Genomic DNA, 15160 nt, shown 5'->3' with positions numbered 1-15160 from the left:
GCTCGCTCCTCAGCCGGTCGCGCGGCGGAAGACTGCCGGGACACACGATTCGTCGGAGGTGGCAGTGGAATCCCCGTTCCGGTTCGACCTGCGGGCCGAGCACCAGCGGCTGGCCGGCGACATCAGGTCCACCCAGCGGCGGATGGCCGAGATCCGCGCCGACGCCGAGTCCGACGACGGGCTGATCAGCGCGACCGTCGGCGGCGCCGGCGAACTGCTCGACCTCCGGCTGGACCCGCGCATCTACCGCAAGACCGATTCCGCCGCGCTGGCCAAGGACATCGCCGGCACCATCCATCGCGCCGTCGAACGCGCCGAGCAGGAGTGCATCGAGATCGTCGCGAGCCTGCTGCCCTCGGACGCCACCCCGGAAAACACCGACCTGCGCTTCGACCCGCTGCTGCACGAACTCGACCGCCGGGCGCGAGGAGCCGTGCGATGAGCGGGATCGACCATGACGGCGACGGCAAGATCGACATGGAGCCGGACGAGACGACCGCCTGCTTCGGCCGTCTTCGCGCCGCCGGCGTGACGATGGACGCGGCCTGGCAGGCGCCCAAAGCCGCGATCGACGCACCCGGACGGCTGGGCGGCGGCCCGCTCGGCAAGGCGTTCACCGCGGTCTACGACCAGCCGAAGCAGTCGATCACCGAGGTGATGGGTTCGCTGGCCGGCGCCTACCAGACGCTGGCCGACAACGGCGACCAGTACGTGCAGGGCTACGTCGCCGCGGACGCGGCGGCTGCCGCCGAATTCCCTCGATGAGCCGCCCCGGCGATGGCAGATCTCCTCGAACCGGACGGCTCGCTCTGGCGGTGGGTAGTCGCGAACAGCGGCCAGCCGCAGGACACGTTGTGGCCGCCTGACAGCGAAACCGACGCGCACAACCTCGCCCAGGCGTGGACCAATGCGGCGACAGCCGTGGGCGAGGGCGTCCAGAATTCCGACCAGGCCGCGGCGGATCTGCGTGCGGTGTGGACGGATGCCGCGGGTTTCGAGCAGTACTACGCGATTCACTCGCTCAACCACGGCGGCAACGGGGAAGCGGGCATCGCCGACCTCGTCACCGCGATGACCGGCCTCGCGACGCTGTGCCAGGACTACTCGAACAAGGTCAGCAGCGCCAAGTTCCTGATCCGCTTGTACGTCGCGGAGAACGAAGACCTGTTCGCGCACTGCACCAGCTGGGCCGCACGGACGGTGTTCGCGATCAGCGTGGGGCAGCAGGTCGCGAAGATCGTGACGGATCTGGCCGACAAGTTCGGCAAGCCTCCGGAACCGCCGAAACCCAAGAAACCGCACGGATTCTGGGGGAACGTCGGCTCGTTCTTCGGCGGCATCTACGACGGCGCCAAGGAAGGGCTGGAAGGATTCGCGGCCCTGATCGGCCGCGGCGCGGACGGCAGCTGGTCGTGGTCGACGCTCGGGCAGGCGTGGGGCGGGATGGGCAAGTTCGCGCTCGCCGCCGCCACCTACGGCAACCCGCTCCTGACGTACCTGGACCAGACCCACGGCCTGCCGTTCTTCGAACGCGGCGAGATGGGCCGCACCCTCGTGGACGCCGGCAAGTCCCTGGTCGCCTGGGACGAATGGAGCGAGGACCCCGCGCGCGCCGGCGGCAAAGCGACGTTCAACATCGTCAGCTCCGTGCTGGGCACCAAAGGCGCGGGCGCCGCGATCCGGGGCGGCGGCGCGGCTTTGGCGGCGAGCAAAATCGGCAGCAAGGTCGGCGCGGTGGCGACAGCGGGCCGGGCACTGGAAACCGTCGGCAACGCGATCACCAAGATCCCGACCGCCACCGAGGTGGCCGGCAAAGTCGTCCGGAAGATTCCCGGCGTCGAGAACGTGCTCAGCAAGGTCGGCCTGGGACACGGGCCGGGCAAGCCGCACACCGAGGAGCCGCCTCCGCCGCGAGAGCCGTCACAGCAGCCGTCCGAGGGCGGTCGAAAGCCGCCCGACGACCCTCCGCCCCCGGAGCGGACCCCTCGCAAGCCCTCGGCAGACAGTCCGCCCGCCGAGCGGCCACCTGCTGAGCGCTCTCCCGGTGAGCATTCGCCTGCTGAGCACCCACCTGCTGAGGATCCGCCTGTCGAGCACCCGCCTGCCGAGCACCCGTCCGCCGAGTCGTCTCCTTCGGAGCATTCTCCGTCGGAACGCTCGCCGTCCGAGCAGGTATCCGAGAAACCTTCCGAACACGCGTCGGAACCCCCGCCAGAGCACGGGTCCGTGGGCGAGTCCCTGGCCGCCGACCCGCACCACCCCGGTGCCGAAACGACGCCCGGCCACGCGGCCTCGCCAGCACATCAGGAACAGGCCGGCGAACACCAGACACCCGCCCACGCGCCGGGCCAACGCGCTGTTGAGCACCACCAGGAACAGCCGGCAGCCCAGACGCCCGGCTCCGCGGAATCCGCCGCGCATCAGGAGACCGGGGAAAACCGACCGGCTCCGTCGGCCGAAACTCCTTCGGAACCGCGGACCTCGGCCGTGGTGGACAAGGAATCCCCGAACTGGCTGGAACAGGAGAAAATCGCCGGACCGCTCCTGCCGGACCTGAAAACCTTGCCGCAGAAGATGATCTACGGCACGGTCGTAGGCACCGGACTGGTGCACTCCTTGATCAACATGCTCACCGGATCGGGCCTCGACCACCCCCCGATGAGCGCCAAGGTGTCCGACCCGCCGCCCACGCTGAGCAGCAGGCACCGCAAAGCCGATTCGGCCGGGCCGGACGAACCCGCCGCTGCCGAACCGCCCAGGGACCCCGGACTGCCGCCGAAGTTCGGCGAACTGGCGGTCGCGCACGTGGACTTCGAAACCATGAAGGTCGACCACATCGACCCGCCCGAGCACCTGTCCGAACCACACCCGGCCGAATCGCGCCCGACAGAGCCGCACTCCGAACCCGCGCCGTCCGCGCCGGCGGAACCGCACTCCGAGCCGGTTCCGCCGAAACCCGCCGAACCGCACCCGGAACCAGCACCACCCGGCCAGTCCGCAGCCGCTGTCGCACCACCGAAACCCGACGCGCACCCGGAACCTCGCACCCCGGAGCCGCCTTCCGGCCCCCGCACCCCGGATCACCGCCCCGAACCCCGTGTTCCGGAGCAACATCCCGAACCTCGCGTGCCGAAGCCGCGAGAACCCCGCCCCGCGCAGCCGGAACCCCGCACCCCGGAATCGGCGCCCAAACCGACCGAACAGCCGCCCGCGCCAGCCGAGCCGCCCACCCCCCGAGAGCCCGCCGACCCACCGGCCCCGCACCACGATCCGGGCCACGAACCGCCGCCCGCCGAGTCCGGCCCGAGCGAACCTGCCCGCGCCCACCAGGTACCCGGCGAACACGAGCCCGGCCCGGCCGCCGACCCCTTGGAACCGCACCACCCAGCCGTCGATATCGACAAGGCGATCAACCCGGACCCGAAGCCGCCGCACGGCCACGATCCAGCCGAGAACCCGCACCACGCCCCAGCCGACCCCGCTCCGCACGAAAACCCTCCGCACGAAAACGATCCTGGCCACCACGACCCGGACCCTGACCCGCATCACAATCCCGGCCACGACGACCCAAACCACGACCCAAACCACGACCCGAACGACCCCGCCCCGCCCCCCGGTCCCGAGCCGCTGACCCCGGACGAGGTCAACGCCCGGCACGCCGAAAGCACCCCGTCCGGCAGCTCGTACCACGCCGGCGACCCCGAACTGGCCGACCTCCCGCACCGAGTCGAGCCCGATCCGGACGGCCGCTACACCGTCGACGTGCACGTCACCCCGGACGGGCACGCCCGCATCGGCGACCGCCAGTACTCGCCGAAGCAATTCGCCGACATCCTGCGCCGCAACGACGACTACCACGGCCAGCCCATCCGCCTGATCGGCTGCGACGCGGGCTCGAACCAGTTCGCGCACGCTCTGGCGCGCGAACTCGATACCGAAGTCACCGCGCCGACCAAGGCCGCCTGGACCGACCGCAAGGGCCGCGTCTTCTCCTCCGACTTCGAAATCGGCCCGGACGGCAAGCTCCGCCCCCGCATCCCGCCGGACGGCGAGTGGAATACCCATCGCCCCGACGGCACCGTCCATCGGGCGGGCGACGACGGCTTCGCTCCCGGCTCCCACCACGGCGACCCGCACGACATCGACGGCGACAGCGCCGTGCACCGCGGCGACGGCGACGACCTCAACCCGCAACATCAGATCGAGGAAGGCTGGCGGGAACCGGAGAACTTCACCCCACCGGGCGAGGATGTGCGGCTCGGCGCGGACGAGAACTTCTTCGACAAATCCCACGAGCTGCGGCCCGACACGCGCTACAACATCCTGGACCACGACGGCAACGTCCGCACCCGGGTTTACACCGATCAAAACGGCAAAGTGTCCCATGTGGACGCGCAAGCGCCGAACACTCTGCACGGGGCCAACCCGGAGGTCGCCCGTCCGGCTCCGGGCGCCGACTACCGGGTGCAGGTCGGGCGCCGGCACGACATCTACCCGACGGGGCCGGATGGAACCGTCCGGACGGTTACGCACAACGACGTCAAGACCGTGCACGGGAAGCGGGACATCACACGCATCGACCACGTCGAAACCCCGCCCGAACCGGCCCGGCACACCGAAGTCGGTCCGCACGACCCGCGGGCGCCGCGAGCGGACCAGCCGTTCAGCGCGCGGCGGGATCTCGAACCGGACACCCGCTACCACGTCACGGACAGGGACGGGAATCCGCGAGGCAGCTTTCAGACCGACAGCGACGGCAACGTCAAGTGGATCGATACCCATGCGAGCTCGGACGGCCTGCCCAACCCGGACTGCGAGCACCGAGTGGCGAACGGCAATTACCGGGTCGATCGTGGGCCGAACTACCAGGAATTCCACGTGGGGGCGGACGGCCGGCCTGAGCATGCGGCCACCTGGCGGCAGCCGCCGCACTCGGGTGCGGCGGTAGTGCACAATGGAAATCTCCGGCAGAGCGAGGCATTCAACCGGCAGAGCCACGTGGACGCGGAGGGCAACTCGACCCTGGCAGGGGAGCGCGAGCACCGGGTGACCGACGATCACGGCCAGTTCCGCGGTTCGTTCCACACCGACGCGGACGGCAGGATCACGCATGTCGACACGACGACCGGGCAGCGCGCGCGGACCAATCCGGAGATCGCCCACGCTCCGGAAGGCGCGAAGGTCACTCAAGACGGCTTCTACGGCACAGCCAAGGCCAAGGCCGTCCAGGATTCGTGGCCCGCGCCTGACCGGGAAGTCGTTTTCTCCCATGAGAAGAAGGGCGGCGGCTTCACCTCCGGGAGTCCGGACGGCTGGAGCGACGCGCAAGTGAAGGCGGTGACCGACCCGTTCAGCGGCGAACGGGGTTCGCCGCTGACCAGCCGCGGTGACCTGCCGCCCAATACGCGGATCCACGTAGTGGATCAGAAGGGGCACCCGTACTCGACCGTGCAGACCGGACCGGACGGCACGGTCACCCATGTCCACACTTTCCAGCCGACCAACGCCGACCTGAACTATCCGCCTCCGGGCGCGACGGTGCGGGTGGACCACGGACTGGAAGTGCGCAACCCCGACGGCAGCACCCGGATCACCGAAGGCGACGTGCACCGCACGGATTCGCGCGGCAACACGGTGGCGACTTCGGGCCCGCCGGACGCCGCTGGCGCCAGTCAGATCCGACGCGACACCACGGCGCAGTCGGAGGTGGGTGCGCTGGGCGGCAAGGACCTGGCCAATCGCAACATCGACGACGGCGGCCACCACGGCAGCACCTCGGCCGGCAAGGGCGGCGAGTCGATCAACATGTCGACGGAGGGGCGGATCGACAACAGCAACGCAGGCAGCAAAGACGTCGAAGCGACCTACGACGCCGACGACAGCTGGTATCAGATGGAACGCCACCGGGACGAACACCTCGACCAGGTGGCGCACGAGGATGTCATGCCTGCGCGGGACCCGGGCGCCGACGATCCGCACACCCGCCACTACCGTTCTTACGGACTGGACGAGCAAGGCCGAATCACCGTCAACGTCAGGAGTTTCCCCGGTGACCACAACACCCCACTCTGGCCCCGCGACTTCCGGCGGTGAGAGCCACGAGGATCTCGTCCAGCAACTCGGGATCGCGCTGCTGGACCTGGTGCCCGAGCAGGGCTGGCGGCGGATCGACCTGGTCAGTTCGATGACCGTGCCGGTGCAGGACCTCGGCCTGACCGTGATCATGGAGGACGGGTCGCGGCCGGAGATCCGGCCCCCGCACGAGCTGAACGTCGTCCTCGCCAAACTGCGCACGCTGACCTACCGGCCCGGGCGCGGCGCCTGGTTCTCGGCGCGGGTCTCGATGGATCCGCCGGGAGCGATCTTCTACAACTACAACTACGACTACGAGCCCCGGCTTACTCCGCCGATGACGGCCGGAGATTACGCCGAGGATTTGAAGGCGTTTCCCCGTGAACCGGAGCACATTCCGGGCTGGCTGCGCGAAAAGCTGTCAGCTGCGATCAGCGAGGAGCAGAAGTAGTGCCCATGCCCCGGATGCCGCTCACCGCGGCGCAGGCCCACGAACTGCTCAAGGACTTCACGACCTGGATGATTCATTCAGTGCCGGCCGATTGGGACCAGTTGTTCCTCGCCTTCCGGTCGGTCGGCGAGTACGTCGAGCTGCGCGCCTCGATCATCACCGTGCTCGGCGGCGGCATCGACTGGACACCGCCGCCGGGGGTCGCCGAGTTTTTCGCCGAGCTCAGGGACGACATGGCGAGGCCGGGCGAGGGTGCGTGGACGTCGCTGCGATATCACCTGGTGCACCCGGGTCGCTACGAGGCCGAATACGACTGGGACGGCGAGCCGGACTGGGATCACGTCCCGCCACGGGAGTGTTTCTCCACGGAAGCCGAGAAGTACCCGCGCGAGAACACGCCGGATTGGCTTCGGCAGCGCTTGGCCACGGACTGACGAAGGTGCCCGCGCCGCCCGGAGCGCGAAGACCGATCAGCCCGCGCTGACCGGGAAACGCAGCTCGAAGATCGCCCCGCCCTCGTCCGCGTTGTACACCGACAGCGTCCCGCCGTGCGACTCCGCTACCCAGCGGACGATCGACAACCCCAGTCCCGATGACCCGCCGGTGCTGGAGAAGCGGTCGAAGGCGTCCTCGGTCAGCGTCGTGTCGATGCCCGGTCCGTGGTCGGCGACTGTCACGGTGCCGCCGGCCACCATCACGTGGACGATCGCCATCGCGCCGGGCTGACGGCCGTAGCGCAGCGCGTTGTTGAGCAGGTTGCCGACCGCTCGCTGCACCAGCGCCGGGTCGGCGTTCACTTTCGTCGGCGCCGTCGTGACGGTGACCTGGGCGCCGTCCGGTTCGGTGTCCTCGACGACGCCCGCGACGAGCTGGTCGAGCCACACCGGCTGGATGCTCAGCTGTTCGACGCCCGCCGCGAGCCGGGCGCGGACCAGCAGGTCGTCGATGATGCCGCCCATCCGGGCCGCCAGCCGGACCGTCCGGGGCAGCAGATCGGTGCGCTGGGCCGGGTCGAGCATCGCGGTCTCGGCCAGTGCGCGCAGCGCCGCCACCGGCGTGCGCAGGTCGTGCGCGGTCTCGGCGAGCAGGACTTCCTGCTGCTGCAACGCCGAAGCCGCCGGCCGGATCATCCGGCCGGACAGCACGTGGCCGGCGAACCCGAGCGCCGTCACCAGCAACGCGCAGCCGCCGACCACCAGGAGCACGAACCGGGTGTGCGCCGCGGATACCGCCGCGGTGTCTTCGACGGCGACTACCGCGGCGAACGGCTTGCCTGTGCGGCTGAGCAGCGTCTCCGCCCGCACCTGGACCAGTTCGCCGCCCGTGCCGCGCTGGTAGCCCATGACGACCGTGCCGCTGCGCACCGCTTCGGTGGCCAGCCCGTTGAGGACCCGGACATCGACTGGCACGCACGCGTGCCGGGACAGGTACGGCTGGAACGCCGGAGCGCCGCCCGGCAGGATCGCGAACTGCGGGCATTGCTCGTTCAGCACGTCGGTGTTGACCAGCGAGAGGTCGATCGCGTCGTCGTAGCCGACCAGTCTGCTCACCGACGACGTGACTCGCAGCAGGTCGGCGTTGATCCGTTCGGTGCCCTGGTCGGAGTCTTCGCTGATCATGAACCAGGCGAACGCGACCAGGCCGATCGCGTTGATCGCGGTGAACAGCGCCGTCAGCGCCCAGCGGAGCCGGCGCAGCCGATCAGCCGACGAGCCGTTCCGTCCCGAGCGCGCCGCGTCGCCGCCCGAGACCTTCGAGAACACCCCGTTCACTGGTCGCCGAGCCGGTAGCCGAGGCCGCGCACGGTGTGGATCAATTCCGGTTCCCGCAGTTTCCGCCGCAGCCGCCGCACCGTCACGTCTACGACGTTGGACATCGGGTCGGTCGTGCTGTCCCAGCAGTGCTCCAGCAGCTCGATCCGCTCCACCGGATCGCCGCCGCGCACCATCAGGTATTCCAGCACCGCGTACTCCTTGTTCGTCAAGGTGAGCAGGACCCCGGCCCGGCGCACTTCGCGGCGGGCGCAGTCCAGCACCAGGTCGTCGTGCTGCAGCACGGCCGGCCGGTCGAGCGCCGCGTGGCGGCAGAGGTTCAGCACCCGTTCGGTCAGCTCGGCCACCGCGAACGGTTTGACCAGGTAGTCGTCGCCGCCGTGCTCGAAGCCGGCGACCCGGTCGGCGAGCGAGTCTCGGGCGGTCAGGAACAGCACCGGGGTGCGCCAGCCCTCGACCCGGCGGGCGTGCACGTACCTGATCGCGTCCCCGTCGGGCAGCATCCGGTCGAACACGACGCAACGGTGCCGGCCGGCCCGCAGGGCCTGGTCCGCGCTCGCGAGATCGCCCGCGACCTCGACGTCCAGGCCCGCCGCGCCGAGCCGCGCGGCCACCGCGACCCGCAGATTTTCGTCGTCTTCGACGACCAGCACGCTTGTCATCAAAACCTCAGGTGCCCGGGGGAGAGTGGCCACATGCTCGAGGACGGTAACGCGTCGGCGAGCGGAGACCAGCGGATACGCGAGATCTGGCATGAACCGGCCGCGGCGGGCGGTGGGAAAAGAGGGGATGGCGCGATGAACCAGGGAAGCAGGCTCAGTCTCGTCGAGGGGACCGGACCGGAGACGCTGCCGGACACGGCGGCCAGCGAGGTCCTGATCATGAGTGCCGACACTAGCGCCGCTTCGGTCGGCGAGTTCCGCCGGATCGCCCATGCGAACCTGCGTGCGGGAGTTCCCTGCCGGGCGCTGTTCCCGGACTCCGCGCGGCTGTCGGGCACCGTGCGGGCGCTGGCGCTCGCCGGGGCACAGGTACGCACCGACACCGAGGTGCCGATGGACGCGCTCGTGCTCGACCGCCGATCCGTCGTCCTGCCGGCCGAGCGTCCCGGCACCGGCATCGGTTCGGAGGCCCCCGGCGGCGGAGCCCCCGGCGCGGGGCGAAGCCCCGGAAGTCACAGCATCGCGGCGTTCCGGCTGCCCGGGATGGTCACCGCGACAGCCGGGTTGTTCGAGCGGGCCTGGCGCTCCGCGGTGCCGCTCGGGACATCGGACCTGCCCGAGCGCGCCGACGATCAGATGCTGACCGCGCGCGAGCGGGACCTGCTGGTGCTGCTCTGCTCCGGCACCACCGACGAGTCGGCGGCAGTGCAGCTGGGCATCTCGGTCCGGACGGTCGGGCGGATGGTCGCCGACATCATGAACCGCCTCGGCGCGCGCAGCCGTTTCCAGGCCGGGGCCAAAGCGGTCGACCGCGGCTGGCTGCTCGCCGAGGCGGGCTGATGACCGGCCGCACCCTGGAGGTCGCGGCACGTCCCGGCGCGTACGCGACTATCGGCGACGCGCTGGCCGACGCCGACGGCGACGACGCCGTGATCACTGTTGCCGCCGGCACTTACTACGAGGTCTTCGAACTGGCCGGACGCCACGTCACGCTGGTGGCCGCGGAGGGCACCGAGGTCGTCGTGGACGGCAGCGGATCGGACCGGCCGGTCTTCGCCGTCCACGGCGGATCCCTTTCGCTGAGCGGGATCGAGGTCCGCGCCGGCGACGCGGCCGCGATCTCCGCCGACGGCGTCGCGCTCACCGCGCGGCGGTGTGTTTTCACCGGCGGGCGGGGTCCGGCGATCCGGGTCCGCGGGACCGCCGGTTTCGAGGTGACCGGATGCGCGGTCACCGGCGGAGAACAGGGCATCGTGATCGAAGGCGGCTCCGGCACCCTCGCCGACACCACGATCAAGGACGTCACCGGGGACGGCGTCATCGTCGCGATGGGCGCCGACCCGGTGCTCCGCAACTGCGCGGTGACCGGGTGCGGGCTGCGCGGGGTGTACGTCTACCAGTACGCCCGCCCGGTGCTCGAACGCTGCGAGATCACCCGGACCGGCCAGGAAGGCATCGCGGTCGCTTACCACGGCGCGCCCGAGCTGTCCGGCTGCACGGTTCGGGACGCGCGGGGATCCGGGATCGCGTTCGCGTCCGGCTGCGGTGGCCGTGTCGCCGGGTGCCAGGTGGAGAACACCGCAGAACCGGGCATCGTGGTGGCGGAGGGGGCGGCCACGACTGTCGTCGAGACCGGCGACCCGGCCGCTCCCGGCGGACTCGGGAGCCAGGAGCTGGACGATCTGCTGGCCGAGCTGGACGAAATGGTCGGCCTGCCGGGGGTCAAGGCCGAGGTGCGTTCCCTGGTCGACGAGCTGCAGGTCAACGAGTGGCGACGGCGGGCCGGGCTGCCGGTCGGCGAGACCGGGCACCATCTGGTTTTCGCCGGCGCGCCGGGCACCGGCAAGACGACGGTCGCGCGGATCTACGGGAAGCTGCTGAAGGCGCTGGGTGTGCTGCCGCGCGGGCAGTTCCGCGAGGTGTCGCGCCGGGACCTGGTCGGCCAATACATCGGGCACACCGCGGAAAAGACCGCGCTCGTCTTCGAGGAGTCACTGGGCGGAGTGCTGTTCATCGACGAGGCGTACATGCTGTCGCGCTCGGGGTCGGCGGGCGGAGATTTCGGCCAGGAAGCCATCGACATGCTCGTCAAGCTGATGGAAGACCATCGGGGCGAGGTGGCGGTGATCGTGGCCGGCTACACGGACGAGATGACCGAGTTCATGTCGGCCAACCCCGGACTCGCTTCCCGCTACGGCAAGACGATCGAGTTCGCGAACTACACGCCCGACGAGCTGCTGGACATCATCGGCCGGATGGCGTCGGCGGGGGAGTACGAACTGGACCGGGCCGCCGATCCGGTGCTGATCGAGTTCTTCGCGCGCGCCGCCGGCGAACGGAACTTCGGCAACGCCAGGGACGCGCGACGGTTGTTCGAAGGCATGCGCAAGGCGCAGTCCCGGCGGTTGCGGCAGCTCGGCCGGATCCCGGACGTGGGAGAACTGCGCAAGCTGGTCGCCGACGACGTGGTGGCGGCCGCCGCACGCTAACGTGCGGGGAATGCGCGTGCTGGTGACTGAGGACGACGAGAATCTGCGTTTGGCGCTGGGCGCCGCCCTCCGCGCCGCCGGGTTCGCGGTCGACACCGTGTCCGACCTGCCGGCCGCCGACGAGGCGTTGTTCGTGACCCCGTACGACTGCGCGGTGTTCGACCGGATGCTGCCGTCCGGCGACGCGCTGCGGTACGTGAGCGGACGCCGCCGCAACGACTGGCCGATGCCAGTGCTGTTCCTGACCGCGCGCGACAGCGTCGCCGACCGGATCGACGGCCTGCGCTTCGGCGACGACTACCTGGTCAAGCCGTTCGCCATGCCGGAGCTGGTGGCCCGGGTGCGCCGGCTGTGCCGCCGCGACCTGACCAGCCCGCCGGACGTGCTGCGCTGCGCGGACGTCGAACTGGACAACGGCAGGCACCAGGTCACCCGGGCGGGCGTGCTGCTCACGTTGACCCGCAAGGAATACCTGGTCCTGGAACGGCTGATGACCGCCGCCGGACGCCCGGTGTCCCGCACCGCGCTGCTGGGGTACGCCTGGGACGAAGCCGCGGACCCGGCGTCGAACGTGCTGGAGGTGGTGATCGCTCGTCTGAGGCGCAAGCTGCGCGATCCGGTGCTGATCCACACCGTCCGCGGCATCGGCTACCGGATGGCCGGGTGAACGATCCCGGCCCGTCTCCGCGCGTGCCCGGGTTCGCAGAAGACCATAATGGACAGTCGGCGACAGAAAAAGTCATACCGGGCAAGAAAGCCCCGGGCCGCCGCTTTCGGGCAACCCGGGGTGCGCGTCATCGGGGACTCGAACCCGCTGGTTAGGGCAACCGGGTCGTGGTGATTCCGCCGTCGACCTACAGCGTGATCCCGTGGATCATGCGGGCCTCCTCGGAGGCGAGGAACGCCACGTCCGAAGCGACCGGCGCCCCGGCCGGGGGCAGCCGGTCCGCAGGTGCTGCATCTTCCCCTTGCGACCAGTCATGCGTAGCAGAATCGGGATCTTGGACTGACTGCCCTGCGAACGCAAAGCCGCGCGATGCCGGTTCTGGCTGAGGACTGACCCGCTGACTCGGCTGGCGTTCGGGTTACGCGCTGTCTCGGTGCCTGCTCATCCTGGCCGATCCGGACCGGCTCCGGCAGCCGCCGCATCAGAGCTGGGGCTGGGCATCCCGCAACGGCCTGAATCGCACGGCAGGTCTTCCGTTGTCTGCGCGAATGATCCGGCGATGCTCGGTCTGCGGGCTCACCGCGGTCAAGGTCGGGGTGTCGATAACGCCGGGCCGGTGAGGGCGATCAAGGCAGCACCACGCTTGGCACCGACGACGTTTGCTGCAGCGCTCGATCACGGCCCTGGTAGGCGGTGAGCACCGGGGTGATCTCGCAACGGCCGAGGAGCAGCACCGTCTTCGTGCACGGTTGCGTCCGGACGCAGGTTTCTGCCCGAACGGGCAGTGCCGGTCCCGGCCGGTGAACTGCCGCGTTGGCCGCACGTCTTTCTGGGTGTTGGGAACGAGGCAGTACGTGAAGGGGACAGAACAATGCGCACAATGGTGGCTCGCACGCTGGTTTCGGGTTCGATGCTCGCGGTCGTTCTAGGGGTGGCCGCATGCAACGAGGGCTCGCAAGCCGCGTCGCCGGCACCTTCGCTGGCAACTGCGCCGGCGGCTTCGGCTTCGTCCGCGCTGCCCAGCGCCCCGGCCTCGGTGCCCGATGAGGCACCGGCCGCGAAGCACAAGCCGGCTGCGCCGAAGCCTGCTGCCGCGCCGGGCAAGGCCAAAGCGGGCGGGTTGTCTGGCAGCAGCGACTCCGACGAGAGCCACGACTGCGGTGCTGTCGACAGCCCGGGCGGGAAGGTCGAGGTGACGGCCAAGGAGACGGCGGCCGGTGCGCCCGGCTGCGACGAGTCGGTCCGCGTGATGTCCCACTACCTGGCGCAGGAACCGACCAAGGCGCAAGGCAGCGGGCACTTCCTCGAAGTGGACGGCTGGAACTGCGGTTACGCCGGCGGTGCCAGCGGAAGCGGACAGTTCGTCTGCGAGAGCGGCGACCGCTCGTTCACCGGAACGCCCGCCTGATCGCCTGGCTCCCGGATACGACGGGGGAAGGACCGCCTCGGCTGCCTGTTCGTCTTGAGCGGCGCGGTCGGCGGATGAGCAAAAGTGGGCAGCAACCCCCAGCGTGGCCCCTGACAGCCCAGCGACGTGGAACTCGCCCGGCGGTGCCGAAACGGCACCACCGGGCGATCCAGGGAGAAGCGGATCGGCCTGTACTTCCGGGAGCGGGGATCGTTCGGCGTTGTGCGCCGCAGCTGCCGGGCCACCCGTAGGCGGCGCGCGATGAGCCGGTTTCCACCGAAGACCGCGCATACACCGTCGCAGTTGCGGGTAATGCTTGATCGAGGGGAGGCGGCCGTGACCCGCGCCGCTACCGAGACCGAGGTGCCGATCAGGAACCGTGCACCGGAGACCGAGCAAAGCCCCGGGGCAACCGGGCGGCAGCGTGGAAGTGTTGGCCCACAAGGCGAACGTGTCCGGACGGCTCAAGGGGCAGAGCGGGCGCGGTGAAGCAGGCCGCCGCACGGGCCGAAGGGCAGCGACGGCGGTGCCCGGTCGCGCTCGGCGCGGCGACCGTAGCGCTACCGCTGTGGAAGTTCGTGCGGAAGGGAAGACGAACATGAACAAGCTGCTGTACCGGCCGCTGGGCATGCTGTTCGGCGTGCTTGGCGGTCTGGCCGCCAATGCGGTGTTCGAGCGAGTGTGGAAGATGATCTCCGGCACCGAGAAGGCGCCCACCCCGACCCAGAAAAACCGGGGCTGGGGCGAGGTGCTCCTGGCAGCGTCCGTCCAGGGAGCGATCTTCGGCCTGGTCAAGGCGGCCGTCGACCGGGGCGGCGCGGCCGGCTACGACAAGCTCACCGGCCAGTGGCCCGGTGACACCGACGAGCACGACCGTGCGTGAGATGCCGGGACGTGCCTCTCCGTAGTGCCGAAAAGGTGTGCCCAGAAGGCTGTCGCACCTGCGTCGCCTCGGCTGCCGACCGGCTCGCTACTGAGCTGCGCATGCGGGAACTGGGCCGCGGTCGTGCTGATCCGCTTCGGTCCAGCTGGCACGGTGGAAATGCCATCGCCGGTGAGAAGGCTGTTTCGCCCACCCTGCCCACCGGTGACGCGGTCGGCGTTTGTCTGTGCGGTAAGGGGGAAACCGGCGCGGGAGATCAGGAGGCGACGGATGATCGAAGTGAGCCGGACCGTGCCGGTGCCACCGGGAGCTGTTTTCGACGTTGTGGCGGACGGCTGGTCGTTCGCGGGCTGGGTGGTGGGCAGCTGCCACATCCGGGATGTCGACGAGAGCTGGCCCGCGGTCGGTTCGCACATTCATCACAGCATCGGGGCGTGGCCGCTGCAGTTGAAGGACACGACGGTGGTGCGCGCGGTCGAGCCGGGGGTGTCGTTGGAGCTGGAGGCCCGCGGCGGCGCGCTCGGCACCGCGAAGATCGTGCTCACGTTGGTCCCGCAGGGCAGCGACGAGACGGTGGTCCGACTGGCCGAGTCGGTGACCGGCGGCGCGGGCGGTCTGCTTCCAAAGACGGTACAGGCGCTCGTGCTCGCGCCTCGCAACAAGGAGTCGCTTGCGCGGCTGGAGGCCTTGGCCGTGGGACGGCATCGGCGCGCTGGCACCGGCCCGGCCACCTAGAGCGTGTGTCAGCCAGTGCTG

Annotated in this window: 13 protein-coding genes; 11 read left to right on the top strand and 2 right to left on the bottom strand. The window is 70.2% G+C overall.

What is annotated here, in order from left to right; translation table 11 throughout:
* Positions 1-58 precede the first annotated feature (58 nt).
* Genes AMYBE_RS0121805 through AMYBE_RS0121785 form a run of 5 tightly spaced genes read left to right on the top strand, consistent with a single transcriptional unit; the run spans position 59 to position 6957 of the window.
* On the top strand, positions 59-442 hold the full coding sequence (locus AMYBE_RS0121805; protein WP_342663886.1) for a YbaB/EbfC family nucleoid-associated protein: 384 nt from the start codon (positions 59-61) through the stop codon (positions 440-442).
* Positions 439-765, top strand: coding sequence for a hypothetical protein (locus tag AMYBE_RS0121800; protein ID WP_020661511.1), 327 nt, complete (start codon positions 439-441; stop codon positions 763-765). The genes AMYBE_RS0121805 and AMYBE_RS0121800 overlap by 4 nt, the downstream gene beginning before the upstream one ends.
* 12 nt (positions 766-777) lie before the next feature.
* Positions 778-6093, top strand: a complete 5316-nt coding sequence (locus AMYBE_RS46275) for a WXG100-like domain-containing protein (RefSeq protein WP_051124762.1) — start codon at positions 778-780, stop codon at positions 6091-6093.
* A complete protein-coding gene (locus tag AMYBE_RS0121790; RefSeq protein WP_020661510.1) occupies positions 6050-6523 on the top strand; it encodes a hypothetical protein in 474 nt (157 codons plus the stop codon). Before AMYBE_RS46275 ends, AMYBE_RS0121790 begins: the two co-directional genes overlap by 44 nt.
* A gap of 5 nt (positions 6524-6528) precedes the next feature.
* The gene (locus AMYBE_RS0121785) at positions 6529-6957 is read left to right on the top strand and encodes a hypothetical protein (protein WP_245573404.1); all 429 of its coding nucleotides are present in this window, start codon (positions 6529-6531) and stop codon (positions 6955-6957) included.
* A gap of 36 nt (positions 6958-6993) precedes the next feature.
* On the opposite strand, the gene AMYBE_RS0121780 is transcribed toward AMYBE_RS0121785, so the two are convergent.
* On the bottom strand, positions 6994-8295 hold the full coding sequence (locus tag AMYBE_RS0121780) for a sensor histidine kinase (RefSeq protein ID WP_020661508.1): 1302 nt from the start codon (positions 8293-8295) through the stop codon (positions 6994-6996).
* Positions 8292-8957 (bottom strand): response regulator transcription factor, encoded by a 666-nt coding sequence (locus AMYBE_RS0121775; protein ID WP_020661507.1) that lies wholly within the window; start codon positions 8955-8957, stop codon positions 8292-8294. Before AMYBE_RS0121775 ends, AMYBE_RS0121780 begins: the two co-directional genes overlap by 4 nt.
* 135 nt (positions 8958-9092) lie before the next feature.
* Between AMYBE_RS0121775 and AMYBE_RS0121770 the strand changes: the two genes are divergently transcribed.
* From AMYBE_RS0121770 to AMYBE_RS0121745, 6 genes are all read left to right on the top strand, one after another.
* Positions 9093-9797 (top strand): helix-turn-helix transcriptional regulator, encoded by a 705-nt coding sequence (locus tag AMYBE_RS0121770; protein ID WP_020661506.1) that lies wholly within the window; start codon positions 9093-9095, stop codon positions 9795-9797.
* Positions 9797-11446: a right-handed parallel beta-helix repeat-containing protein gene (locus tag AMYBE_RS0121765; RefSeq protein ID WP_020661505.1), complete on the top strand. Its 1650-nt coding sequence runs from the start codon at positions 9797-9799 to the stop codon at positions 11444-11446. The genes AMYBE_RS0121770 and AMYBE_RS0121765 overlap by 1 nt, the downstream gene beginning before the upstream one ends.
* Before the next feature lie 10 nt (positions 11447-11456).
* Positions 11457-12113, top strand: coding sequence for a winged helix-turn-helix domain-containing protein (locus tag AMYBE_RS0121760; RefSeq protein WP_020661504.1), 657 nt, complete (start codon positions 11457-11459; stop codon positions 12111-12113).
* 880 nt (positions 12114-12993) lie between these two features.
* Positions 12994-13521, top strand: a complete 528-nt coding sequence (locus AMYBE_RS0121755; RefSeq protein ID WP_020661503.1) for a hypothetical protein — start codon at positions 12994-12996, stop codon at positions 13519-13521.
* A gap of 598 nt (positions 13522-14119) precedes the next feature.
* The gene (locus tag AMYBE_RS0121750) at positions 14120-14404 is read left to right on the top strand and encodes a DUF4235 domain-containing protein (RefSeq protein ID WP_020661502.1); all 285 of its coding nucleotides are present in this window, start codon (positions 14120-14122) and stop codon (positions 14402-14404) included.
* 270 nt (positions 14405-14674) lie between these two features.
* The gene (locus AMYBE_RS0121745; protein WP_020661501.1) at positions 14675-15139 is read left to right on the top strand and encodes an SRPBCC family protein; all 465 of its coding nucleotides are present in this window, start codon (positions 14675-14677) and stop codon (positions 15137-15139) included.
* Positions 15140-15160 lie beyond the last annotated feature (21 nt).

Source organism: Amycolatopsis benzoatilytica AK 16/65, assembly GCF_000383915.1.
GTDB classification, from domain to species: domain Bacteria; phylum Actinomycetota; class Actinomycetes; order Mycobacteriales; family Pseudonocardiaceae; genus Amycolatopsis; species Amycolatopsis benzoatilytica.
Note: the sequence above shows the minus strand (reverse complement) of the source record. Positions and strands in the feature narration are given on the sequence as shown.

What these genes read in the sequence shown, in the direction of transcription:
- AMYBE_RS0121775 (WP_020661507.1), bottom strand. Translation starts at nt 8,957, where the DNA reads ATGACAAGCGTGCTGGTCGTCGAAGACGACGAAAATCTGCGGGTCGCG.
- AMYBE_RS0121755 (WP_020661503.1), top strand. Translation starts at nt 12,994, where the DNA reads ATGGTGGCTCGCACGCTGGTTTCGGGTTCGATGCTCGCGGTCGTTCTA.
- AMYBE_RS0121765 (WP_020661505.1), top strand. Translation starts at nt 9,797, where the DNA reads ATGACCGGCCGCACCCTGGAGGTCGCGGCACGTCCCGGCGCGTACGCG.
- AMYBE_RS0121760 (WP_020661504.1), top strand. Translation starts at nt 11,457, where the DNA reads ATGCGCGTGCTGGTGACTGAGGACGACGAGAATCTGCGTTTGGCGCTG.
- AMYBE_RS0121770 (WP_020661506.1), top strand. Translation starts at nt 9,093, where the DNA reads ATGAACCAGGGAAGCAGGCTCAGTCTCGTCGAGGGGACCGGACCGGAG.
- AMYBE_RS0121800 (WP_020661511.1), top strand. Translation starts at nt 439, where the DNA reads ATGAGCGGGATCGACCATGACGGCGACGGCAAGATCGACATGGAGCCG.
- AMYBE_RS0121785 (WP_245573404.1), top strand. Translation starts at nt 6,529, where the DNA reads ATGCCCCGGATGCCGCTCACCGCGGCGCAGGCCCACGAACTGCTCAAG.
- AMYBE_RS0121750 (WP_020661502.1), top strand. Translation starts at nt 14,120, where the DNA reads ATGAACAAGCTGCTGTACCGGCCGCTGGGCATGCTGTTCGGCGTGCTT.
- AMYBE_RS46275 (WP_051124762.1), top strand. Translation starts at nt 778, where the DNA reads ATGGCAGATCTCCTCGAACCGGACGGCTCGCTCTGGCGGTGGGTAGTC.
- AMYBE_RS0121745 (WP_020661501.1), top strand. Translation starts at nt 14,675, where the DNA reads ATGATCGAAGTGAGCCGGACCGTGCCGGTGCCACCGGGAGCTGTTTTC.